The sequence below is a fragment of the Dyadobacter pollutisoli genome (genome assembly GCF_026625565.1).
Taxonomy (GTDB): Bacteria; Bacteroidota; Bacteroidia; order Cytophagales; family Spirosomataceae; genus Dyadobacter; species Dyadobacter pollutisoli.
The window spans coordinates 4,855,615-4,878,541 of record NZ_CP112998.1 but is presented as its reverse complement, the minus strand read 5'-3'; the positions used below and the strand labels follow the sequence as shown (position 1 = coordinate 4,878,541).

Sequence of the window (22,927 nt, the reverse complement as noted above, 5' to 3'; positions counted from 1 at the left end):
AGCTGTTAGCTTTTAGCGGTTTAGCAATTTTTTGATTAAACAGTTTTTAAAAAAGCGTCTGTAATTTCTCCCAGAAACAGGTGCTGATCCTTTGCCCAATGGATGTTTGAGAAAATCTCAACCTCACAGAATCCATTGAAGCCCGTCGCTTCCACCCAGCCTCTGATCTTTTTTAGATCAATGCAGCCTTCGCCCATCAATCCGCGGTCGTTGAGCAGGTCAATGGTGTTCACTTTCCAGTCGCACACATGATAGGCCAGCAAGTTTCCGTTTGCACCGCATCTTGCGATTTCTTTTTCCAAATCGGCATCCCACCATAAATGGTACACATCAACCGCCACTCCGACGAATGGAGATTTGAAATATTCCGCCATATCATTCGCCTGGCCCATTGTATTGATCGCCGAACGGTCGGCCGCATACATGGGGTGCAGGGGTTCAATGGCCAGTTTTACTCCTAATTTTTCAGCTAATGGCAGAATAGCAGCGATCCCTTCCCTAATCTGGTCCCTGGATTTTTCCAGTGACTGATCAGGTGACGCACCGCAAACCAGGACGATCATCGGAGCCCCCAAAGCTGCGGCTTCTTCGAGTAGCTTTCTGTTATGATCAATCGCCTGAGCTCTTCCGGCGCTGCTGGTATGGGGGAAAAACCCGCCCCGTACGTAAGAAACTATTTCAAGCCCGGCCCTGCGAATGAGCTCCCCAGCCCGGTGCGGCCCGATTCCCTCAATAGCATTTTGCCAGACGCTAATCCCTTTGATACCAGCTGCCGCATAGTTTTCCACCGCCTCCGGCAAAGCCCACGGCTTGGTAGTAATGGTATGGATGCAGCAACGGTCTAATGTTATATTTTCCAATCTCTGTTAATTTTTATGCGTCATTGATGCTTAGTGTTGTCATCAGTAGTCACTTATTGTCAGGTGTTGTCATTTATCGTCAGGTATTGTCATTTATGGTCATAAATTGGGTAACTACTAACTACCAATGACCACTAATGACTAAAAATGACAATAAGTGACTAAAAAATGACGATCAATGACTCCAATCCCAGTTTAACAATCACCTCACAGCCCCCAAATAAGAATAATAAGGCAGCCCTTTATTAACGCGGTGCAGATAAAGTGCTACTTCTCTTGCGTGGTAGTCGCCCCACATGCTCGACTCGCCGCATGGTATCGTCTGGCCAGCCGGTATGTTATCCCAGCCATTTGGACGGTGATAAATGGAATGTAGGATCAATCCCTGGTGCGTTGGATCTGTTGAAAGATATGGTTCTTCGAAAAGCGAATCCACGGCCGTCAAGCCTGCTTGCCAGTACACATTACCCTGATCAGCCTGACCTTTGTCATTCAAATATTTACCCAAACGCAACAAACCTTGTGCGCCGATAGCTGCTGCTGAGCTATCTATCGGTTCAAATTCATTATATGGATCGGAAGTACGCGACGTGTAATCCCCCAGTTTGTGAATCAATGGAGCGCCGGTATCCCAGTATGGAATGCCATCGGAAGCGGTATTGGCAATGTAAAAATCGCAGGTAGCTTTCGCAGCTTTTAAATAAATAGCTTCTATTTCGCTGCGACCTCCCAGGGGAGCTAGTTCTTCGTCTGAAAAGCTCGGTAATGTTTCAAGTTGTTCAGCAAAGCCTACCATTGCCCAGGCCAGTCCACGCGTCCAGGTTGTGAAGCCTGAAAACCCTTGCTGTGAATTGGGGCAGCGATAGTTGCCGTCATTGGTATTGAAAACACTTTCATGGGCTGTTCTGCCCCACAAATCGTAACTATCACGAGCTTCGCCGTAATACACCGAGTATTTCGCAGTAGCCACGGAATGTAATGTTCCGCGTTCCAGCAAACTCGTTTTTAAATCATTCTCGCCCATTAAACTGTGGCCAAGCAAATGCGAAACCATCAGCGCACGCACCGAGCGGATCGTGTCGACAAACAGGGAATGCGGTCCGTTGAAAGAATGAATGTAACCCTCACCATTCTTCGCATTGGTCCAGCGCTTGGCCTGTACCGCCCCAGAGATTTTCAATGCGATCTCATAAAAGTTGCGTTCCCATTCGTTTTCAGGGATGCGACCTTCGTTCATTAACCGCAGCAAATTTCCGTAAGTACTTACATTGTTAAAGCCGTGATCGTGTACACCAAAATGGCCCACATGGGAAGCCATGCTGGCAACCGTATTTTTTCTGGCACTTTCAAGAAATGCAGATTCGCCTGTTGCGTCATATTGAAGTACTTCGGCGCCGTACTGGAAGCCCTGCGTCCATTCAGTCCATCCGCGCAAGGTGTATTTCCCGTTGACGGTGAATACGGGCGTTCCTTTCGAGTTGTCGTATTCTTTGGAAATGAGGTTGATTTTTTCGGCTGAAAGCTGCCACAACCTGTCAATTTTGGATTGTAATGATGCGGCTGTAAGATCGTTTCGAATCTGCATAATTTATATCAATAGTATTATTTAGCCATTTTATTTTTGGATAATACAAAGATATATAGTCAGTAAAGGTATAGCAAGGTACATATTTGCTATTAAATGGTACTTTTCCGAACATGATCGCGGTATTCGTTCGGTGTCAGGCCAGTCTTCTTTTTAAAGATCCTGCTGAAATAGGACGGGTCGTCCAGGTGAATGTGGTAGGCAATTTCTTTACTGCTGAGGTTAGTGAATACCAGCAGTCGCTTGGCTTCCAGCAGCAGCTTGTCCAGAATGTATTCCTGTGAAGGCGTACCCAGATATTTCTTGATGATTTTACTTAAATAATCAGGGGAGACGGACAGTTCGTGGGCGTATTGCTGTACTTCATGCATTTGCCTGAAATTTTTCTCGACCAGCTCCTGAAAACGGCCGACCAGCTCGGGTACTGTATGTGTCGCGGATTCCGTCGGCTGCTCATTTTTCTGAATTAAGTACAAACATTTTTGTAAAAGCACGCCCAGGTATTTGCCGATCAATGTCTGGTCTATGTCTGCGCTCAAATGGTCGGATACCATATTTTCCATGATATTATGGAAATACTTTTTTTCGGCAGGATCAAGGGTAATGATGGGCTGCCGGCGAGCGGGCTGGAAAAATGGCAGCTGAGACAGCGACGGATTGACCGGATTGTAAAAAGTGTAGAAATCTTCCGAAAATGCGACAATGTAACCTTGAAAAGAACTCGAAAAGGTCAGCAAATGAACCTGTCCGGGCGTCAGGAAATGTAGACCAGCTCCCTGAATGTTGTAGGAATGAAAATCAATTTCGTGATAACCTTGTCCTTCCTCGATGAACAGGATCTCATAGTAGGTATGGCGGTGCGGGGTGTCGGTCGGTAACGGGGTAATGGGCAAAGGGACAAGCGGTTCCTTTTGGAAATCCCGGCTGTTTTTAAACCGGAAAATTTTTAATGCCGGAACCTGGCTAGGCGTTTTCGGAAGAGAATGGACGGGTATTGCATCAGGCACGGAAACCATGAACTACGACTTTTTCAAATTCAATAACCTTTTCAAAAGCCATATTACGAATAAAACTACCAGTATCGTATAGAAAATTGACATGGTCGATGTAATCGGAGAATTTTTACTCCTTGGGTGACATTTTTTACTTTTACATTGTTGGTTAGGTTACCAGTCATAAAAAGCAACTTCAATTCAATCGTACCAGGTGAATCAGGAAACCAAAAGCGGCCAGATATTTGATCTCCCTACTTTAAGACGTTTATATGCATTCGTTCGTCCTTATCAAAAGCAGTTTTACCTGCTGATCGGGATCATATTACTGAATGCGTTGCTTGCTCCTCTTACGCCGCTTTTGATCAAATACACCATTGATACTCCTATCGCGAGCGGTAACTATCGTCAGCTGACGATTATGCTGGTAGTGATGATCGTAGTAACGATTTTTCAAGGTCTTGCGCAGTTTTGGAACACCTATATGTCGGGCTGGCTCGGGCAGCACATTATAAGGGATATCCGGGTTCAGCTGTATCAAAAGATCATTGGTCTGCGATTGAAATTTTTTGACAACACACCCATCGGCCGGCTGGTAACCCGTACGATTTCCGATGTTGAAACGCTTTCCAACGTGTTTAGCGATGGTATGGCGGCTATTGCGGGGGATATTTTACAGTTGGTGCTGATCATTGCGGTTATGTTTTATACAGACTGGAAGTTGTCGATCATCAGTTTGTCGATGATCCCGCTGATGTTGTTTTGTACTTATGTTTTTAAAGAAAAGATCAAGGATTCCTTTAATGAAGTGCGGGCCGCGGTTTCCAATCTGAATGCATTTGTGCAGGAGCATCTCACCGGAATGGGTATCGTTCAGATTTTCAGCAGCGAGGACATTGAATTCAAAAAGTTTCGCGAGATCAATAAAGTACACCGCAATGCCAATATCAGGTCCATTCTTTACTACTCGGTTTATTACCCGGTGGCCGACGTGATTGCGGCGGCTGGTACCGGGCTGGTAGTGTGGTATGGGTCTAAACAGATACTGGAATCAGAAGTGACTTTTGGTACTGTTACTGCCTTTGTGATGTTTATCAACCTGTTCTTCCGCCCGATCCGTCAGCTGGCAGATCGGTTCAATACATTACAAATGGGTATCGTCAGTACCGACAGGATTCTCAAATTACTCGATAGCGACGAGTACACGTCCAATGAAGGCACATTCGATCCAAAAACCATTAAGGGAAATGTTGAATTTAAGAATGTTTGGTTTGCCTATAATGAAGAGGAATATGTGTTGCGAGACATTAATTTCAAGGTAAATGAAGGTGAAACGATTGCGTTTGTCGGAGCTACCGGAGCCGGTAAGTCATCGATTATCAATTTGCTGACACGTTTTTATGATATCAATAAGGGCAATATATATGTTGATGGCGTAGAGGTTCATGATTTTGAACTGAATGCGCTTCGCAGGCATATCGGTGTGGTTTTGCAAGATGTATTTTTGTTCTCCGACACCATTGAAAATAACATCAGACTGGGAGACTCAACCATTACCCACGAAAAAATCGTTGAGGCCGCCAAAATGGTTGGAGTACACGACTTTATAGAAAGATTGCCGGGCGGATACAGCTACAATGTTATGGAACGTGGCGCGACGCTTTCGGTAGGGCAGCGGCAGCTCATTTCTTTTGTGCGTGCAATGGTGCACGAGCCGAAGATCATTGTGTTGGATGAAGCTACTTCGTCGGTGGACAGTGAAACGGAAGAACTGATTCAAAAAGCCATTGAAACATTAATGAAGGGCCGCACAGCGATTGTAATTGCGCACAGGCTTTCTACCATTCAGGAGGCTGATAAAATCATTGTGGTTGACAAAGGCGCTATCGTAGAGGAAGGAAATCACGAGCAGCTTCTGGAAAAAGAAGGCTTCTATGCGAATCTTTACCGGATGCAGTACAAGGAAGTTTTGAAAATCGGGCACGTTTAACAAGACTTACCAAGTCTTAAAGACTTGGCAAGTCTCTCTCATCTTAATTCCTTCTTCCGGTATCCAGCGGAATCGGTGGTGGGCCTATCAGGAAGTCCTCCTCCTCATTTCTTTTCACAGGCATACTGTCGCCTTCTACGCCCAATGAATCGCTTTCGCTCGGTGCCCATTGTGTTGGGCAGTTATAGTTCTTGGATATTTTAAAACTCGGTTTCGGGAATGGACCTGGTTCGTAGCCAATGGATTTGTCACGGTAAACTTTTTCCAGAAAGCTCCCCACAATAGGTAATGCTGTTTTAGCTCCTTCGCCGAGGTTAGTGGTCCGGAAGTGTATGCTGCGGTCATCGCCGCCCACCCACGCGCCTACCACCAGGTCGCGGGTAATGCACATGAACCAGCCGTCCGAGTTATTGGATGTAGTACCTGTTTTGCCACCCAGCTCATTACCATTACGTGTCACATCGAATTTCCAACGGATACTTCCCGACGTTCCGCCCGGTTCTTCCACGCCGCCACGCAGCATTTGTACCATCAGGAATGCAGACTCGGGACTGATCGCCTGCCTGTGCTCGGGCTGAAATTCTTCAATGATCTTGCCATTGCTATCCTCAATTTTCGTGACGAGGATGGGCTGTGTGTAGGTTCCGTTGTTTACAAAAACGCTATAAGCGGCCACCATGTCATAGAGCGAAACATCAAAAGGCCCCAGTCCGATCGAGGGTAACCCCCTCAATGGCGTAGTAATGCCCATTTTCTTGGCATACCGCGCCACATTTGCTGCTCCAACCTGATCAGTGAGTTCAGCGGTAACCGAGTTGATGGACTGTGCCAATGCACGTCTCAATGTCATGTTTGAATATGAAAAAGTCCCGGTAGCATTTCTTGGCTTCCACACTTTTTCAACACCGTCCTCCATATATGTCTTCTCAAATGGTTTGTCTTCAATCTGGTCACAGGGTGACATATTGAATGACGAATCGTCGATTGCAGTCGTGTATACGAACGGCTTGAATGTAGATCCAGGCTGACGTTTTCCTTGTTTTACCGCGTCGTACTTGAAGTAATTATAATCCAAACCACCCACCCAGGCCTTGATCTGACCCGTTTGTGGGTTCATGGCCATCATTCCGGCGCGTAGTATTCTCTTATAGTAATCCAGCGAATCCATGGAACTCCAATATTTGTCCATTTGGCTGCTGTTCTTCCAGTCGTACACCGTCATGGTGTCCTTTTTGTTCAAATAATAGGTGACACTATCAGGCTGATTCGGGAATTTGGCAGCCAGCGATTTGTACTTGCTGGTTCTTTTGACAACGTTTTCAAGGAAATCGGGAATCTCGTTTCCTTGTTCGTCGACCCACGGATTTTGTTTGTTCCAATGGTTTTCAAACACGCGTTGCAATTGCTTCATTTTTTGCGTCATAGCCTCCTCAGCATGCTCTTGCATACGGGAATCAATGGTCGTGTAAATTTTTAATCCATCAGTGTATAGATCATAACCGTTCTCATCACCCCATTTTTTCACAAAATCGACAACTGCGTTTTTGAAATAATTGGCATTGCCGTCGTAGGGAGTTTCAAATTTCGTTTTCAGTTCAATAGGCAGCGCACTGATCGAATCAGCTTGCTTGGCATTGAGGTAACCGTATTTTTGCATTTGCGCGATCACGACATTGCGTCGTTCAAGCGAACGCTTCATGTTACGGATCGGATTATAGGTAGTGGTTGCTTTTTGCAAACCTACGAGCACAGCGGATTCTTGAACGTTCAGACTGTCGGGAGACTTACTGAAATAGGATTGTGCTGCGGTATTGATCCCGTAAGTGTTGTTACCATAGTCGACCGTATTAAAGTACATGGTCAGGATTTCTTCTTTGGTAAAATTCCTCTCCAGCTTGATAGCGGTAAGCCATTCTTTGGTTTTGTAAATCAATGTACCCAGTCCCGGAACATAGCCCAGCAAGCCGCGCGCACCTGATTTTCGCGTTTTGAATAGCTTTTTAGCCAGCTGTTGGGTAATGGTACTACCACCTCCACGGTCGGTAGCGCCGGTTGCTATACCGATTGCTACGCTGGCCATTGCCTTGTAGTCTATACCTGAATGTTTGTAAAATCTCACATCCTCGGTCGCGATCAGCGCTTTTACCAAATTCGGGGAGATCATCTTGGAAGTGACCGGCGTCCTGTTTTCGGTGTAAAACTTGCCGATCATAATACCGTCCGCAGTGTAAATCTCAGAAGACTGAGCAACTTTCGGATTTTGAAGATCCTCTACGCTGGGCATACTTCCCATGAGCCAAAGGAAATTGGTCTCCACGCAGAAAATATAAATGGCGCAGGTCACAAGTCCGTAGACAAATGTTTTCCAGATCAGCACTACCGGGCGATAATACGCGGCATTTACATCTACTTTTTCTTCCCACCAGCCCCGGATAGATTTTTTATTCTGACGGTAAGAGTGGAACATATCGTCAGCACGTTTCTTGCCTGTAAACAGAGAAGTCAGCTTGTAAGCAGTACGGTTGATGAGTGTTGCTAGCTGTGTTCCAACGAATTGAAACATGGCTTTTATTTTATTAAAAAACGATCTGATAACTTCCATCAAACGTTAAGGTTCGTAAGAATTCAAAGATAAGAAAAGCCGGACACTTATGACCAGGTCCGGCTTTTGCGAAAATATTCTATTCGGCTTTGTGGAATTTCAATGCGGCACCGTTCATGCAATATCTTAGTCCTGTTGGTTTTGGCCCGTCGTTGAACACGTGCCCCAAATGACCGCCGCAAGTTCTGCAAACTACTTCCGTACGTGTCATGCCGTGGCTTTTGTCCACGATCTCCTCCACATTGCCTGATGCTATCGGCCGAAAGAAACTTGGCCAGCCTGATCCTGAGTCATATTTAGCCTCAGAATCGAACAAAGGGGTTCCGCATGCAGCGCATACATAAGTTCCTTCTTCTTTGTTGTCATTATAAGGATGTGAAAAAGGTCTTTCTGTTCCCTTTTCAAAAAGGACAAAGCATTGTTGTCCAGTGAGTTCCTGCTGCCACTCTTCCTTGGTTTTCTCTATTTCTCTCATTTTTTCAGATTTTTAGATATTGGTAGCTTCAAGAAAACTATACCATATCCATTATTAACGTTTGAGAATATATTATCGTTTAGTAAAAATGCGCCTCAACCAGGAATCTTCCGGTGGCCAGCATTGATTTTGGGACTCCGGAGGACGACGAAAAAGTCCGCCGGAAATGCCGAAATACAGGTTAAATGCTTTTGGATTACCAATGTTCAGCAAGCCCGTCAGGTGGTCAGTTCCGATCCATAATGGTCCCGCACGACCCACAAGGCCTATAGCCGGAGATCGATAGCGGTTCATCAATGATAGGGGAACCGAAATTTCATACCATTTGTGTTCATAGCGTGGGGTGACTGCAATGTACGATTCTGCTTTCATGCCGAATGCACTTTGCGAGATTAGGTTTTGAACCCACAAACCGCTTACGTAAACATTGGGTTTAACATTATAATCAACACTGGCCTGGAATGCCATGGGTAGAACGGAGTAAAAGTTGGGTGCCATCGGTTGGCCGCCGTCCAGTGAGGTATTGATCGCATTGAATATACCTTCGGAGCCCTTCAGCTTTTGGAAAGCGTCGTAGCGTAGCTCTTTGTTTGTAGTATGTATTTCTTGCTGCAATACGTAAGCAGGGTTTTTGAAATGTACCCTTCCAATGTCAGTCAATGACGCTGCAATACGATACAGATATTTGGTTTTGGAGGCATCGCGCTTGCGTATCCCTTTTTCGGTGTAGGTATATTTGTTGATATCGGGCCGATATTCGTAAACCGCACCCAGATCAAAACCCCAGCCGCTGCCCGGAGGTGCACCGCCTATCAGCCAGGCTGGTGATGGTTTAACGTTTTGAAAACCTTCGTCACGGGTCATCGCGTACCGTACATTAATTTCATTGACATTAATGTACTGCCGTTTGTTTTCCCAGGTTTCGTCAGGACGAATGTCGTAAGAAGAAGCCTCGATAATTGCGTGGGCATTGTACAATCCAATGAGCCTTTTCACGGTCACACCCACTTTCAGGAAATCGGTTTCATTGTCGAAAACGGTGCCCCCAACCGTAAAAGCCACTTCTCCGAGGCCATTTAAATGCAGCTGCCCTGATTGGTTTTCAAAAAGAGGGCCCTGTAATTCTTCCAGCCGTGTGGTTTTACTGATCAGCCGTGCGAGTGGCTCCGTTACGCCGGTGGTATTGAGAATGTACCTTACCCTTGTGGAAATACCTACACCAATTTTGCCTTTGAACATATTGAACATGACCGAGGGCAAGCGCGTGTCACCGCCGGCATTGAGGTATTTTTTGTTGCCATTTAGTTTCTCGCCCAGGTAGGAGCGGGGAAACTGCAGTACGCCCCTTTCGTTGCGGTACTCGTCCGAAACAGTATTGGTGATCAAACTTAGAAATGAGTAGGGAGCTTCGTATTTGACGTGATTGTTGGCGGTATAAAACTGGGTGCCTACCAGGTTGACATACAAGTTATAACGGCTGTCGGCAACAAATGCAGGATTATGATAAAGCGCATTAGTACCTGCAAAATTACCCATTGAGACTCCCGGCATATGCTGAGACAGACCCGAATGGGGCAATCCGAGGAACACAGCGAGTATAAGCAACCAACTTTTGCGCATAGTGACTTAAAACGTTCGATATGAGAAATTCATATCAGGGTGCAAATAAAAGGGTAAGTACACGGACTTGCAACGAATGTTTATTGATTGGGAAAATAATATTGTACCCAAACCAGCGGCATGATTTTAATATTTATCAATGAATGCTTTTGAAATGTGCCCGTTTTGAAGGTGTCAGTCAATTGTTTAAAGTCTTGCTGATAAGTGTAAACGAAAGGGATGGGGTAATATTTATAATTTAATTACAGAATTAATGATACCGGGCAATAGATAATTGTTTTGTAAAGTGAAACATTGACCATATATTGTTCTGTAAATTATAGATATAGACTTATTCAAATTTTGTATTGTATGAATTTTTCATTTTCAAATTATCAAAGCGAAAATTTCTTCGATGAAATGTTCACTGAGGAAGGAGAAATACGTCCTGGTTATGAGCATTTAAAGAACAAATTTGAAAACCTTACAAATGAAGATCTGACCAACCGGCAGCTTGCTACTGAACGTGCTTTGCTTTCTATGGGTATCACTTTCAATGTTTATTCTGAGGGGGAAGGTACCGAACGAATTATGCCGATTGACATTATTCCACGCGTACTATCAAATGCTGAGTGGGAATGGCTGGAAACTGGCCTCAAACAGCGTATTAAGGCATTGAACATGTTTATCGACGATGTCTATAACGAACAGAATATTCTCAACGACGGCGTAGTACCGCGCGAACTGATAGAATCAAGTAAATGCTTTTTGAAGCCTTGCATTGGACTGAAACCGCCAAAAGGAATCTGGTGCCACATTACCGGTACTGACTTGATCAAGGGTGATGACGGTACTTTTATGGTTTTGGAAGATAACCTGCGTTGTCCGTCGGGAGTGTCTTATATGTTGGAAAACAGAGAGTTGTCCAAGCAGATTTTCCCGGATGTACTGGCGCGTACCGGTGTTCGCCCTGTTTCCGATTATCCGACCAGGTTGCTTCAAATGTTGCAACACCTGGCCGACAGGCCAAATCCGACCGTGGCCGTACTGACGCCAGGGATCTATAATTCGGCCTATTTTGAACATTCATATCTTGCCCAACAAATGGGTGTAGAACTCGTGGACGCGCGTGATCTGGTGGTTTCAGACGGGTATGTGAAAATGCGCACGACCAATGGATTGCAGATCGTGGATGTGATTTATCGCCGTATCGATGACACATTTATGGATCCGGAAGCATTTAATCCTGATTCGCTGATTGGTATTCCGGGGATTTTTGAGGTTTATAAAAAAGGGAGAGTAGCATTAGCAAATGCGCCTGGTACTGGCGTTGCCGATGATAAAGTGGTGTACGCATATGTACCGCGTATCATTAAATATTACCTGGGTGAGGAAGCAATCATTCCTAATGTAAAAACCTACATATGCGGAGAGGAAGAAGATTTTAATTACGTGATTGAAAACATCGCGCAGCTTGTGGTGAAGGAAGCGAATGAAGCGGGCGGCTATGGAATGCTGATTGGGCCCAAAGCCACCGAAGAAGAGCATGAGCTGTTTCGCGAAAAAATAAGGGATAATCCTAGAAATTACATTGCGCAACCTACTATTTCATTGTCAAGAGTACCTTGTATGGTAGAAGGTCATGCGGAGGGAAGACACGTGGATTTACGTCCATACATTCTATATGGAGACGATATTAGTGTGATTCCGGGTGGTTTGACGCGCGTTGCGTTGCGGAAAGGTTCTCTTGTAGTGAACTCATCGCAGGGCGGTGGCGGAAAGGACACCTGGGTTTTGTATTAAGTTGTCATTAACAGTTGCTGGCAGGCTGTTGATGATAACGGTTTATTAATATTTAGAGTAAACCAATATTGGACATGCCTGGGTTTATTAATCAACAACAGCAACTAAAATGACAAAGCAATGCAACGTGAAGTAACCGGTTGGTTTAGTCCGGCGCTGAATAAAAATATGGAGGTTGCGGTCTACGGACATTATGGATTCGCACTTTTACTGATTCCGACCGCGGCATCAGACTATCTTGAATACGAGCAAAACGGGCTGATTGACAGTATCAGTCCGTATATCAATTCCGGGAAGGTAAAGGTTTATTGCATCAATAGCATTAATGCCGAGAGCTGGCTTAATCCGCACATGCATGGCTATGACAAAGCTGTAAGACATCAACTGTTCAATGACTACGTAATCAAAGAAGTGGTGCCATTCATTAAAGACACCACCAGCCAAAACAACGAGATCATTGCCAGTGGTGCGTCCTTCGGGGCAATGCATGCGGCAAATCTGTTTTTCAAACACCCCGACTACATTCATGGTGTGATCGCGATGAGCGGATGTTACGACCTGAGCGTGTACACGGACGGATATTATGATGATAATGTGTATTTCAACTCGCCAGTACATTATTTGCCACAACTCAAAGCAGAGTGGCATCTTTCGATGTATAGAGATAGTCGCCACATTCATTTCGTGACAGGTTCGGGAGCATATGAGGTACCGGAGTATTCGAGACAAATTTCAGCGATATTGAATTCTAAAAGTGTCCCGCACGAGCTGGATATTTGGGGGCCCGACATTCCCCACGACTGGTGGGCATGGAAAAGAATGTTACCTTATTATATAGAAACCAGATTTTAAAGATTGACCGTTAAATGATAAAAGCTCCGTATTTCGCCTTTTTTGGGTCAAATATGGAGCTTTTAGTTTTATAACAACGATCAGATCAGGCGCCTTCGAATTGTCGCAGGAACCTTACATCGTTTTCTGTAAATAACCGGAGATCATTGATTCCGTAACGAAGCATGGTGATGCGTTCGATACCCATTCCAAATGCGAAACCGGTATATTCGTGGCTATCAATTCCACAATTCTCCAATACATTAGGATCTACCATTCCCGAACCGGCGATTTCCACCCAGCCACTGTACTTGCATACATTGCAGCCTTTACCACCACATATGAAACAGGTTACGTCAATTTCGGCGCTGGGTTCTGTAAAAGGAAAGTAAGATGGACGTAAACGGATTTTTGAATCCTTGCCGAACATCTCTTTTGCAAAGTGGTATAATGTATCTTTAAGATCTTTGAAACTCACATTTTTATCAACATACAAACCCTCTACCTGGTGGAAAACACAGTGCGCACGGGCTGAAATAGCTTCGTTGCGAAATACTCTTCCAGGCATAATGGACCTGATCGGTAGTTTTTGTTTTTCCATCAGCCGTACCTGTACGTTGGATGTATGCGTACGAAGCAAAACATCATCTTTTACTTCTCCTTCACTTTTGGATATAAAGAAGGTGTCCTGCATTTCGCGGGCCGGGTGGTTATCTGCAAAATTCAAAGCGCTGAAATTGTACCAGTCCTTTTCTATTTCCGGACCATAGGAAACATTGAATCCCATTCGTTCGAAAATCTCGATAATTCTCCTGCGTACAATGGTAAGCGGATGCAAGCTGCCTTGCAGATTGGGCGTAACAGGCAGGGTCAGATCGATCAACATTTCCGGATTGTTGTCGGCAGCATTTTCTACAATAGCCGAAAATTCCTGAAAACGGTTTTGGGCTAGATTTTTCAGGATGTTTAATTCCTGGCCTACAGCGCGTCTGTCTTCCTGTGGAATGTTTTTCAAGCCGTCGAACAGCTCGGTAACAACCCCTTTTTTACTGATATATTTTAGCCTGAACGCTTCCAGCTGCTCCTTATTTTCAACCGAGCTTTGTTCAATTTCAGCGACTAATTCCTTTACCCGTTCGGTACTCATAAACTTTTTGTGTTAAAAAATCAGATCGGTACCGGGTCAAAATGTGCAAATGGTACCGTAAAATACTTGCAAAGATAATTAAAGTTAGCTGCTCCTAGGTGCTCAAAAGTGTCCAATACGGTCACCAAAGCAAATATTTCGATGCGAAGGCCTATTTTGGATATAGGTAAAATTACGCATTTTACTAAGGTCAGTTACGTCTTTTGATTTAAAGTTTAAAAATAACGTGTTGATTTTCAATCAGTTGAAATAATGTACGTAGTTCTACGTATTTTTCTGAGACTACGCTATGTGCTAATTTTGGTTCAACAAATCATCACATTATTAGTCGTAGTTACCATGAAAACTTTTGCAAGCTTTACTCGCCCCAACCTGTCAGAAAGAACTTACAGTGACAGTCGCACTTCTATCTCGGTTCAGTCCATGGGCAGAACTATTTTCCTCACTCCCGATGTCATCACGTTTTTAGAAGGGGAAGGAAACTACACTTTCATTTATACAAATACCGGAAAGAAATATTTGGTTTCAAAAACATTGAAATCGTTAGCTGAGCAATTGAATAATAATTTCATGCGCGTTCATAAATCATATCTTGTAAACGCCGACTACGTAGTGGAGCGCCTGGAAGATGACCGCATGTTGAAATTGTCTTGCGGCAAAGAAGTAGTAGTATCACGTAGGAAAATCAAAGAGATCACAGGTTTTCTGGATCACACAAATCTACGTATCAGCGCTTAGTCATTGCAGCGCAAAAACTTTGGTGAATTAAATTAGTGGGTTATTCATAAAAACAGCAGCCATCGCTCGATCGAAGGCTGCTTGTTTTGTTTTTAGGCAATTTCAATGAGTGAATTTTGACCGGGTCGCCGGTGCGATGAGCGAATGAGTGAATAAAATTCAATTGAGCATTCACTCATTAATTCAAAACAACTTCAATCCCAACGTAACCTGCCACGAACTGATCTTTTGCTTTACTGATGCATCTCCGCCCGCCGGTTGGCCATTTACCTGAAAAGAAGCGAGATTGGTAAATGAACCCTCTTTTCTAACATCTAAACTAAAACTGCCTAAGTCAAGCCCGGCACCGAGCTGGTATCCGAATGTTGCCTGAGACATAGCATTGTTCAGATCGGAAGTGTAATATTTGAAGGCATCCCGCAATCTCTGGTTATCTCCAATTCGAAAAGAAGTGACCGGGCCGGCAAGAATTCTTATTGGCCCACCTTTGAAACCAACTAACAAAGGAACATCGATATTGCTGTACTTGATATCTACCGTTTTGGTTACTGGCTGCTGCTCATTTGTCTGAATAATCTGAAAAGAACCGCCTTTGGTAGAGACCAGTACTTCTGGCTGAATAAAAAATGTACGCCCAAATCTTGCATAAATTCCTCCTACCGCTCCTGTTCTGGTTTTAAAACTTTGTTTAAGATTGTCCCTCACTTCCTTACCATCATACCCGAGGTAAGGATTGCCATTGTCGTCATAACGTGTTGTAAATACATCTCCCATGGTCAGGCGCGACAAATTCACACCACCCTTGATACCGAACGCAAAACCTTTTTTCTGCGCCTGCACTGATGTCAATGCAAAAATGCATAACATGCACATACAAGCTACTTTTGTCAGGATGTTCATGGATAATATAATTTTTTAAGTAAAACCGGATAATAACGCCAAAAGATAAAAAACTATACCTTACCTATATTTTTTTTGATTTTATGGTCGAAACGTACTAATATTTGGATATTTATCAACCCAATACTGTTAGTGTATAAGCGAATACAAATTAGACTTTTCTCCTTATGGCCAAAGCCAAAACAGCATACTTTTGTCAGGAATGTGGGTATAATTCACCCAAATGGGTGGGCAGGTGCCCCTCATGCGGTGAGTGGAATACTTTTGTCCAGGAAGTTATTGAAAAAGAAGATAAAAAAACAGCGGTAACCTGGAAGGCAGTCAACCTGGCAAGCCGGCCGAGGGCTATCGCTGAGATTGAATACGAAAATGAGCCGAGGATCAAGACACTGGATGAGGAACTTAACCGCGTTTTGGGCGGTGGAGTTGTTCAGGGCTCTTTGGTGCTGATCGGAGGAGAGCCAGGAATTGGGAAATCAACATTAATGCTGCAAATCGGGCTTACTCTTTCTAACAAAAAGGTACTATATGTTTCAGGTGAGGAGTCGGAACAGCAGATCAAGATGCGTGCTGAAAGAATGTCTGCCAAAAGTGATAATTGCTTTATCCTTACAGAAACGCATACTCAGAACATCTTCCGCCAGATAGAGGACTTTCAGCCGGAAATCCTCATTATCGATTCTATCCAGACCATGCAGTCCACCTACATTGAGTCTGGCGCAGGCAGCGTGTCGCAAGTCAGGGAATGTACGGCGGAATTTATGAAATACGCTAAGGAGATGGGCGTACCCGTGTTTCTGATCGGGCACATTACAAAGGATGGTTCACTGGCCGGTCCCAAGGTATTGGAGCATATGGTAGATACCGTTTTGCAGTTCGAGGGTGACCGGCACAATACATACCGGATTTTGAGGACCATTAAAAACCGATTTGGGAGTACTTCGGAACTTGGTATCTACGAAATGCACGGAACTGGTCTGCGGCAGGTGAGTAATCCTTCCGAAATCCTGATTTCGCAACGCGACGAACCGGTGAGTGGCATCGCGATAGGGTCAATGATGGAAGGAAACCGTCCGCTGCTAATAGAAATGCAATCATTAGTGAGTGTAGCTAACTATGGAACACCTCAACGGAGCAGCACAGGCTTTGACGCAAAGCGTTTGCAGATGTTACTGGCAGTTTTGGAAAAAAGGGGAGGTTTCAGGCTAGGTGTCCAGGATGTGTTTTTGAATGTTGCCGGGGGTTTGAAAGTGGAAGACCCAGCCATTGACTTGGCCGTCGTAGCGTCGCTTGTCTCGTCCTATGAGGATAAATTCATTCCACCTTCCGTTTGTTTTGCCGCAGAAGTGGGTTTAGGGGGAGAGGTGAGGGCCGTGAATAGAATTGAAAGCCGGATTTCTGAATCTGAAAAGATGGGATTTAAGAAGATCTACATCTCAAAATATAACAGCAAAGGTCTGGATCTTAAAAAATCAAAAATAGAGATTATTCCGGTCGCACACCTGGATCAGCTCTTTATGTCTTTGTTTCTCAATGACTAGGGAGTTTTAAAAAAGGACGGCCGACAGCCGATTGCCGAAAGCTTCTTCAATATTTCGCATAATATGTCTGCAGCTTGCTGGTCAAACGCTCATAAATAGGCTTGCTGAATTCAATAAACAGTTGTTGAGGGTCGGGAGGCAAGAGCTCCTGACTCTTACATTTGCGAAGTTGGGCGGGTGTAAGCGCACGCTCGTCCCCATTGAAATTCGCCCATTCGCACATCCAGTTATATTCACCATTGAATTTTTCCTGATTTACAATTCTTTTGGTCCTGAAATCCGTGATTTGCATATCCAGTAATCCCGCGGAAAGTACTGTTTTACGACTTTGAGTAAATTTGGCCGTCACCTTCCCAAATACCGGAATTTTAGAGCGTCCAACAAACTTTTCCCCAACTTTGACGCTGTCCTTGCTAATCAGATTTTCAGTGTTCCTTTCGATCAAGGTTTGGCCAACCACAAAGTCGTCGAACTGCAAAGTAATTACATGATCGGGTTGAAGTTTCAGTTCGGCAGCTTCGTTAGGCATATAGAACCGGACAAATTTGTTCAGCCTTTTGTTAGTCTGAAGATATTCATTCACACGGTCCTGAAAGTACTCATTACTCAGCTGGTAGGTTTTAGAAGTCACCAGTACCTGTTCTACAACCACTTTGAATGAAGCGATTTCATATGACAGGTCCATCTTCTTTTGTACGTCATTGAAATCAGGCAGAATAGCATTCACTTTTTCAAAATGCTCGTAAGCCTTCCGTGCATTTTCCCGGTCACCTATTTTTAATAAACCAGAGCCTTCCTTATACCTTACATTGGCGGCATTATGGCGAGCGATTTTTTCTTCTTTTTCGAAGTTTTTGGGAGCAATTATTTTGATACAAGCCGGACATTGCGAAACAACATTAAAAAGCCGGTTCAGTTTAACGTAGGTGTCTAGTTGCGGCTCCCATTTAAAAATATCATCGGAAGACTGAAACTGCTTAATGTCATTCAAATGCTGCTCGACGGCAAGTGGATACGCTTGTTTGAGCGTTTCCATGGACGAGGATTGGCTGGGAGAGCTTTTTAGCCTATCGGCTGAACGTAATACCGAATCGTCAAAATCTCCTTTTTTAAGTGATTTCTCTGCGGATTTGCAGCCATTGAACAGAATAATGATAACGAGTAGACGCGAGATAGCCGTGAGCCAATTTTTCATAACGTGATGTGCGAGGCCTGATAGAGGGATCTCACATCAAATTTCTTAAAAAATTACCTCATTTTCGAGTGTTTTACTAAATAGGCCAATAGAATGGGGTCAAAACCTTTGGCGATGTCGGCTTCTATGAAATCGATCTTATACTGACCACATTTTAGTTTCAGTTTTTGATAAAAATCGCCTACAAATTCCTTGTAAGACTCCCGCACCTGATCAGGCTGAACCTTTATCCTGTCGCCGGTTTCGAGATCGATAAATTCGTAAGGACGGTTTTCAAAAGCAAAATCTTCTTCAGTCCGGCGGTCGGTCACATGGAATAACAGTACTTCATGCAGATTATGTCGCAAATGCTGTAGAGCTGAAAAAATCTTCTCGGCCTCTTCCAGGTTATCAAACATGTCGCTGAAAATGACAACCAGCGAACGCTTATGAATCTTTTCGGCAATTTGGTGGAGTACTTCTGAAACAGATGTTTTTAAGAGAGGCCTCTTAGCCTGCAACTGGTTTTCCAGTTCCAGCATGATCTTATGAACATGCGATGGCGTCGATTTGACCGCAGTCTGTATTTCAATGCTTTCGGAGAATGTACATAAGCTTACTGCATCTTTTTGTCGCTGCAGAAGGTAGGTGAGGCTGGCAGCCGCCATGACGCTAAAAGTCATTTTGCCAAAGTTTTCTTCCGGATAGTACATGGAAGAAGAGGTATCCAGGAGGATATGGCAGCGGAGGTTGGTTTCTTCCTCGTAACGTTTCACATAAAGGCGATCCGTTTTGGCAAAAACCTTCCAATCTATATTTCGGGTGGATTCTCCGGTATTGTAGAGCTGATGTTCCGCAAACTCGACCGAAAAGCCGTGGAAAGGCGACTTGTGCAGACCAGTAATAAAACCTTCAACCAGTTGTTTGGCAAGAAATTCCAGGTTACCGAACTCCCTTACTTTTGCCAGATCCAGTTGTCGGTTACTCATTTATCCCTGAAAATTATCTCTTGGTTCGCATCGATATTACTTTTCCGGATTTGGGGTCAATTTCTTCGCTGGAACCCAGCAAGACCATTCCCTCCATTCCAACAACTCTGATTGACACATTGGCCACGCCTTTTGCAATGATACCTAAAAGCCTGGCCGCTTCTTTACTTAAATCTACCACGCGGTTTCTGGAGAATGGGCCGCGGTCATTAACCCTGACGATTACTTTTTCATCATTTTCAAGATTCGTTACTTCAAGCATCGTATTAAGCGGATAACTTCTGTGCGCTGCAATCAGTTCTGTACTTTTATGTACTTCGCCGAAAGAGGTCTTTCTGCCGTGAAACCTGGTGGAATAGTAAGAAGCATTTCCGGTTTCTGTTTTGCCAAGCTTAACCTGAGCGAAGGTGTCTGGTTGCGTGGCGAAAGCTAACATGATGAGAATCAGAATCCGATGATAAGTCATATCTCTGGATTTAGGTGAAACATAATAAGGTAATAAAGCCCTATTTCATATTCATTCGCTAAGAGAATCCGGTAAAAATGGAAACCCACGAATTTCAAAAGTAATAGAAAAATTATAAAAACGAACAAAAGTTGACGTTAAAGTGCAAATTGTTTGTAAAAAAGAAGCCCAATGCTAACAAATCGCTAATATGTCCCGGTTTTTTTGTTAGCAGCAATAAACTTTATATTTTAGCGTTTGAAAACCTATTTAAAACTAAACATAGTGGAAGACAGAGAGCAAATCTACTCCAAAAGGGTCAGGGCAGGAAAACGGACTTACTTCTTCGATGTTCGCTCAACGCGATCCAACGATTATTATCTTACCATCACAGAGAGCCGTCGTCATCCGCAGGGAGACGGGTTCACGTATGAAAAACATAAAATGTTTTTATACAAAGAAGACTTCGATAAGTTCGTAGATGCTTTGAAAGATGCGGTGGATCACGTGAAGACAGAGTTGATGCCGGAAGTTGACTTCTCCCAGTTTGAGACCAAAGCCGATGAGGTGGATGTAGTAGGAGAGTCTGACCTTAAGTGGGATTAAGAAATTTACATTAAGATAAAAGCCTTCGCAATCATTTACGAAGGCTTTTGGTTTTTGTACTCGCTAAATGGTAATTTTGCAAAAAATATCATTCAGCAGACAGGTGTTCTTTGCACTTTTGCACGGGAATTGCCTGCTATTAACTGCATACCAATCAAATATGAGTCTTCAATGTGGGATCGTGGGATTGCCAAACGTAGGGAAATCCACTCTTTTTAATGCCATTTCTACCGGCAAAGCCGAAGCTGCCAATTATCCTTTCTGTACGATAGAGCCCAATGTGGGTGTGGTAACAGTTCCAGATGAACGTCTGGACGTACTTACCGGTTTGGTAAAACCTCAAAAGGTAATACCTACTATCATTGAGTTTGTGGATATCGCAGGCCTTGTGAAAGGTGCCAGCCAGGGAGCAGGCTTAGGAAATAAATTTCTTGCTAACATTCGTGAGGTGGACGCAATTGTTCACGTAGTTCGCTGTTTTCAGGACGAAAACGTGGTTCACGTGGAAGGACGTGTAGATCCTGTTTTTGATAAAGAGATCATCGACATTGAGTTACAAATGAAAGATCTCGAATCTGTTGAAAAGAAGATTCAGAAAACAGAAAAAGGTGCGCGTGCTGGTGATGCAAAAGCAAAAGCCGAACTGGAATGGCTGAAAAAATATAAATCGACGCTGGAAGAAGGCAAAAATGCCCGTAGTGTCGTGATTGATGAAGAAACGAAGGAAGCTGTAATCGGTGACTTGCAGTTGCTGACAGCAAAGCCGGTTCTTTATGTTGCCAATGTGGACGAAGGTTCAATGCTTTCTGGCAATGAATATTCTGAAAAATTGCGTGAAGCAGTAAAACACGAAGGGGCGGATGTAATTGTACTTTGCGCGGCTATCGAATCCCAGATTTCAGAGATCGAGGATCCTGAGGAGCATGAAATGTTTTTAGGAGAGTATGGTCTGAAAGAATCAGGACTGAGCAAGCTGATCAAAGCTTCTTATGCACTTCTCAATCTGATCACTTATTTCACCGCAGGAGTGAAGGAAGTCCGCGCCTGGACAATCGTAAAAGGCTGGAAAGCGCCTCAGGCGGCTGGTGTGATCCATAGTGATTTTGAAAAAGGATTCATTCGTGCGGAGGTTATTAAAATTGCTGATTATGAGCAGTATAAAACGGAAGCTGGCGTGAAGGAAGTTGGCAAAATGGCAGTGGAAGGAAAAGAATATGTAGTTGCGGATGGTGATATTATGCACTTCCGATTTAACGTGTAAATCTTTCCGGAAGAATATAAGATTAAGGAGCGACCGGATAAGTCGCTCCTTTTTTTAGCGCCTTCTGTTCCATTCGACGGTCCGGTAACCCACAAGCAGATCTGATCTTCCGGCAGGTGGGCGGTGGTAAATCAGGATGTCGTAATCATTCTCGGTAGCTCCGTAATTGCCTTCAATGTAGGCCTCATCGGGTTTTTTGCCGGCACCATTTACCATTGTATAATTGTAATTGATGACACCCTGTTTAATCATAATCTCTGCCTCGTAGGCCTTTGCAATGGCATTGTAGGTCATGCGATTTCGATCATTGAGCTGCCATAAATTAAATGCACCATTGACATAGAATGTGGCACCAGGTTCTTCTTCCGACCGTAGGGTAAATAATACCGGCGTGTAATCTGCCTCGATACTCCCGCGACCGGACTCCCGCTGATCCACAATGTACTGGCCATTGAAATCATCAATTTGAATGTAAGAGCCTACCCTCGCCTTGTCAGGGAATAAAAGCAGCCGGGTAAATTCATCAGATCTTTCCATTTCATTAATACCATACCCTCTTGCCGACAATGTCCTGCTATCGAAATACCTGAACTCATTGCCTCCCGGAAAGGTGTTTTCAAGATCGAAAAAAGTGTATTCGAGCACCTGATCAAAAGGTTTAACATTGGTCGGCTTGAATCCCGTTTTGAGTTGATCAAAGCGAAAATTTTTTCGCAGAACGACTTTTAAATCAGTTTGCGGAGCATTGAGCGGATAACCTTTATAGTCGACCGTAAAATCAATCTGCTGATCGCTGAATTGTTGCTGAATACCTTGCGAAAATCTGGCCTGCGCGTTGATGTTCACCCTGTTTTCATAAAGCATAAATCTGCGGCTCAGGACTGGTTTTCTGTCGCGGTCTGAGTACACATACACCACATAATTACCGGAAAGTTTCAGTCTCGGAAGTTCCAAGCGGTAGTGAAAGTACGGCACCTTGGTACTGAACGACTGCTCGTAGGAATTGATGGGATACTCATTGAATTCAAATGTAAATTCAATGTCATTCAGATTTGATTTGCTCCAATCGGCATTGCAATGCACTATTTTGGCACGGTAGCCCTCAAACTGTCCTGATAGATCATCAAATTCAAGAACTAGGGGAGACGTGCCATTCAAAGGTTTTATGGGTGGGGTAAGCAACCGCGTAGGATTTTCCGGATTTTCCAGGGCTGGATACAACAGCACGGTCCTGATTTTTTCATTATATATAAAATCTTCCAGACGCAGATTTTGCTGTTGCGCATTTGTCTGATAAAAACAGGAGATCAGGAAGAGTAAAATGACTGATAAACGCATGACAAGATTTTAAACGATAACGTTACTTTTCAGTGTAAGGTACGTCTGAAT

19 protein-coding genes are annotated in these 22,927 nt (G+C 44.0%); 7 read left to right on the top strand and 12 right to left on the bottom strand.

What is annotated here, in order from left to right; genetic code table 11:
- Window positions 1–35: 35 nt before the first annotated feature.
- From ON006_RS19860 to ON006_RS19850, 3 genes are all read right to left on the bottom strand, one after another.
- Window positions 36–860 carry a sugar phosphate isomerase/epimerase family protein gene (locus ON006_RS19860; protein ID WP_244821118.1) on the bottom strand — a complete coding sequence of 275 codons (825 nt, stop codon included), beginning with the start codon at window positions 858–860 and terminating at the stop codon, window positions 36–38.
- A 202-nt stretch (window positions 861–1,062) separates the two neighbouring features.
- The gene (locus ON006_RS19855; protein WP_244821117.1) at window positions 1,063–2,445 is read right to left on the bottom strand and encodes a glycosyl hydrolase; all 1,383 of its coding nucleotides are present in this window, start codon (window positions 2,443–2,445) and stop codon (window positions 1,063–1,065) included.
- A gap of 92 nt (window positions 2,446–2,537) precedes the next feature.
- Window positions 2,538–3,461, bottom strand: a complete 924-nt coding sequence (locus ON006_RS19850) for a helix-turn-helix domain-containing protein (protein WP_244821116.1) — start codon at window positions 3,459–3,461, stop codon at window positions 2,538–2,540.
- 190 nt (window positions 3,462–3,651) lie between these two features.
- On the opposite strand from ON006_RS19850, the gene ON006_RS19845 reads away from it, so the two are divergent.
- Window positions 3,652–5,427 carry an ABC transporter ATP-binding protein gene (locus ON006_RS19845; RefSeq protein ID WP_244821115.1) on the top strand — a complete coding sequence of 592 codons (1,776 nt, stop codon included), beginning with the start codon at window positions 3,652–3,654 and terminating at the stop codon, window positions 5,425–5,427.
- A gap of 43 nt (window positions 5,428–5,470) precedes the next feature.
- Here the strand turns inward: ON006_RS19845 and ON006_RS19840 are convergent, their stop codons facing one another.
- The 3 genes from ON006_RS19840 to ON006_RS19830 form a co-directional block, all read right to left on the bottom strand.
- Window positions 5,471–8,029: a penicillin-binding protein 1A gene (locus tag ON006_RS19840; protein ID WP_244821114.1), complete on the bottom strand. Its 2,559-nt coding sequence runs from the start codon at window positions 8,027–8,029 to the stop codon at window positions 5,471–5,473.
- 79 nt (window positions 8,030–8,108) lie between these two features.
- Window positions 8,109–8,504, bottom strand: coding sequence for a peptide-methionine (R)-S-oxide reductase MsrB (gene msrB, locus ON006_RS19835; RefSeq protein WP_244821113.1), 396 nt, complete (start codon window positions 8,502–8,504; stop codon window positions 8,109–8,111).
- A 72-nt stretch (window positions 8,505–8,576) separates the two neighbouring features.
- Window positions 8,577–10,124, bottom strand: a complete 1,548-nt coding sequence (locus ON006_RS19830) for a DUF5723 family protein (RefSeq protein WP_244821112.1) — start codon at window positions 10,122–10,124, stop codon at window positions 8,577–8,579.
- Window positions 10,125–10,475: 351 nt separating this feature from the next.
- On the opposite strand from ON006_RS19830, the gene ON006_RS19825 reads away from it, so the two are divergent.
- Both ON006_RS19825 and ON006_RS19820 read left to right on the top strand, forming a co-directional pair.
- Window positions 10,476–11,906: a circularly permuted type 2 ATP-grasp protein gene (locus ON006_RS19825; protein WP_244821111.1), complete on the top strand. Its 1,431-nt coding sequence runs from the start codon at window positions 10,476–10,478 to the stop codon at window positions 11,904–11,906.
- A gap of 120 nt (window positions 11,907–12,026) precedes the next feature.
- Window positions 12,027–12,758 carry an esterase family protein gene (locus ON006_RS19820; protein ID WP_244821110.1) on the top strand — a complete coding sequence of 244 codons (732 nt, stop codon included), beginning with the start codon at window positions 12,027–12,029 and terminating at the stop codon, window positions 12,756–12,758.
- 85 nt (window positions 12,759–12,843) lie between these two features.
- Here ON006_RS19820 and pheS read toward each other — a convergent pair whose 3' ends face one another.
- A complete protein-coding gene (gene pheS / locus ON006_RS19815; protein WP_244821109.1) occupies window positions 12,844–13,884 on the bottom strand; it encodes a phenylalanine--tRNA ligase subunit alpha in 1,041 nt (346 codons plus the stop codon).
- A gap of 339 nt (window positions 13,885–14,223) precedes the next feature.
- Between pheS and ON006_RS19810 the strand changes: the two genes are divergently transcribed.
- On the top strand, window positions 14,224–14,622 hold the full coding sequence (locus tag ON006_RS19810) for a LytR/AlgR family response regulator transcription factor (protein ID WP_244821108.1): 399 nt from the start codon (window positions 14,224–14,226) through the stop codon (window positions 14,620–14,622).
- A gap of 183 nt (window positions 14,623–14,805) precedes the next feature.
- Here the strand turns inward: ON006_RS19810 and ON006_RS19805 are convergent, their stop codons facing one another.
- Window positions 14,806–15,522, bottom strand: a complete 717-nt coding sequence (locus ON006_RS19805) for a porin family protein (RefSeq protein WP_244821107.1) — start codon at window positions 15,520–15,522, stop codon at window positions 14,806–14,808.
- 167 nt (window positions 15,523–15,689) lie between these two features.
- Here ON006_RS19805 and radA point away from each other — a divergent pair, with 167 nt between their 5' ends.
- A complete protein-coding gene (gene radA / locus ON006_RS19800; RefSeq protein ID WP_244821106.1) occupies window positions 15,690–17,063 on the top strand; it encodes a DNA repair protein RadA in 1,374 nt (457 codons plus the stop codon).
- Between the two features lie 46 nt (window positions 17,064–17,109).
- Here the strand turns inward: radA and ON006_RS19795 are convergent, their stop codons facing one another.
- Genes ON006_RS19795 through ON006_RS19785 form a run of 3 tightly spaced genes read right to left on the bottom strand, consistent with a single transcriptional unit; the run spans window position 17,110 to window position 19,692 of the window.
- On the bottom strand, window positions 17,110–18,258 hold the full coding sequence (locus ON006_RS19795; protein WP_244821105.1) for a hypothetical protein: 1,149 nt from the start codon (window positions 18,256–18,258) through the stop codon (window positions 17,110–17,112).
- 53 nt (window positions 18,259–18,311) lie between these two features.
- Window positions 18,312–19,226, bottom strand: a complete 915-nt coding sequence (locus ON006_RS19790; protein ID WP_244821104.1) for a DUF58 domain-containing protein — start codon at window positions 19,224–19,226, stop codon at window positions 18,312–18,314.
- Window positions 19,227–19,239: 13 nt separating this feature from the next.
- A complete protein-coding gene (locus tag ON006_RS19785; protein ID WP_244821103.1) occupies window positions 19,240–19,692 on the bottom strand; it encodes a septal ring lytic transglycosylase RlpA family protein in 453 nt (150 codons plus the stop codon).
- 237 nt (window positions 19,693–19,929) lie between these two features.
- Between ON006_RS19785 and ON006_RS19780 the strand changes: the two genes are divergently transcribed.
- A complete protein-coding gene (locus ON006_RS19780) occupies window positions 19,930–20,277 on the top strand; it encodes a DUF3276 family protein (RefSeq protein ID WP_026630755.1) in 348 nt (115 codons plus the stop codon).
- 160 nt (window positions 20,278–20,437) lie between these two features.
- The gene (gene ychF, locus ON006_RS19775) at window positions 20,438–21,538 is read left to right on the top strand and encodes a redox-regulated ATPase YchF (protein ID WP_244821102.1); all 1,101 of its coding nucleotides are present in this window, start codon (window positions 20,438–20,440) and stop codon (window positions 21,536–21,538) included.
- Between the two features lie 54 nt (window positions 21,539–21,592).
- Here the strand turns inward: ychF and ON006_RS19770 are convergent, their stop codons facing one another.
- A complete protein-coding gene (locus ON006_RS19770; protein ID WP_244821101.1) occupies window positions 21,593–22,876 on the bottom strand; it encodes a type IX secretion system plug protein in 1,284 nt (427 codons plus the stop codon).
- Window positions 22,877–22,927: the final 51 nt, after the last annotated feature.

Coding starts and splice junctions, on each gene's coding strand:
- ON006_RS19810 (WP_244821108.1), top strand. CDS start 14,224: ATGAAAACTTTTGCAAGCTTTACTCGCCCCAACCTGTCAGAAAGAACT.
- ON006_RS19805 (WP_244821107.1), bottom strand. CDS start 15,522: ATGAACATCCTGACAAAAGTAGCTTGTATGTGCATGTTATGCATTTTT.
- ON006_RS19830 (WP_244821112.1), bottom strand. CDS start 10,124: ATGCGCAAAAGTTGGTTGCTTATACTCGCTGTGTTCCTCGGATTGCCC.
- msrB (WP_244821113.1), bottom strand. CDS start 8,504: ATGAGAGAAATAGAGAAAACCAAGGAAGAGTGGCAGCAGGAACTCACT.
- ON006_RS19840 (WP_244821114.1), bottom strand. CDS start 8,029: ATGGAAGTTATCAGATCGTTTTTTAATAAAATAAAAGCCATGTTTCAA.
- ychF (WP_244821102.1), top strand. CDS start 20,438: ATGAGTCTTCAATGTGGGATCGTGGGATTGCCAAACGTAGGGAAATCC.
- ON006_RS19825 (WP_244821111.1), top strand. CDS start 10,476: ATGAATTTTTCATTTTCAAATTATCAAAGCGAAAATTTCTTCGATGAA.
- ON006_RS19855 (WP_244821117.1), bottom strand. CDS start 2,445: ATGCAGATTCGAAACGATCTTACAGCCGCATCATTACAATCCAAAATT.
- ON006_RS19770 (WP_244821101.1), bottom strand. CDS start 22,876: ATGCGTTTATCAGTCATTTTACTCTTCCTGATCTCCTGTTTTTATCAG.
- radA (WP_244821106.1), top strand. CDS start 15,690: ATGGCCAAAGCCAAAACAGCATACTTTTGTCAGGAATGTGGGTATAAT.
- ON006_RS19820 (WP_244821110.1), top strand. CDS start 12,027: ATGCAACGTGAAGTAACCGGTTGGTTTAGTCCGGCGCTGAATAAAAAT.
- ON006_RS19795 (WP_244821105.1), bottom strand. CDS start 18,258: ATGAAAAATTGGCTCACGGCTATCTCGCGTCTACTCGTTATCATTATT.
- ON006_RS19785 (WP_244821103.1), bottom strand. CDS start 19,692: ATGACTTATCATCGGATTCTGATTCTCATCATGTTAGCTTTCGCCACG.
- ON006_RS19790 (WP_244821104.1), bottom strand. CDS start 19,226: ATGAGTAACCGACAACTGGATCTGGCAAAAGTAAGGGAGTTCGGTAAC.
- pheS (WP_244821109.1), bottom strand. CDS start 13,884: ATGAGTACCGAACGGGTAAAGGAATTAGTCGCTGAAATTGAACAAAGC.
- ON006_RS19850 (WP_244821116.1), bottom strand. CDS start 3,461: ATGGTTTCCGTGCCTGATGCAATACCCGTCCATTCTCTTCCGAAAACG.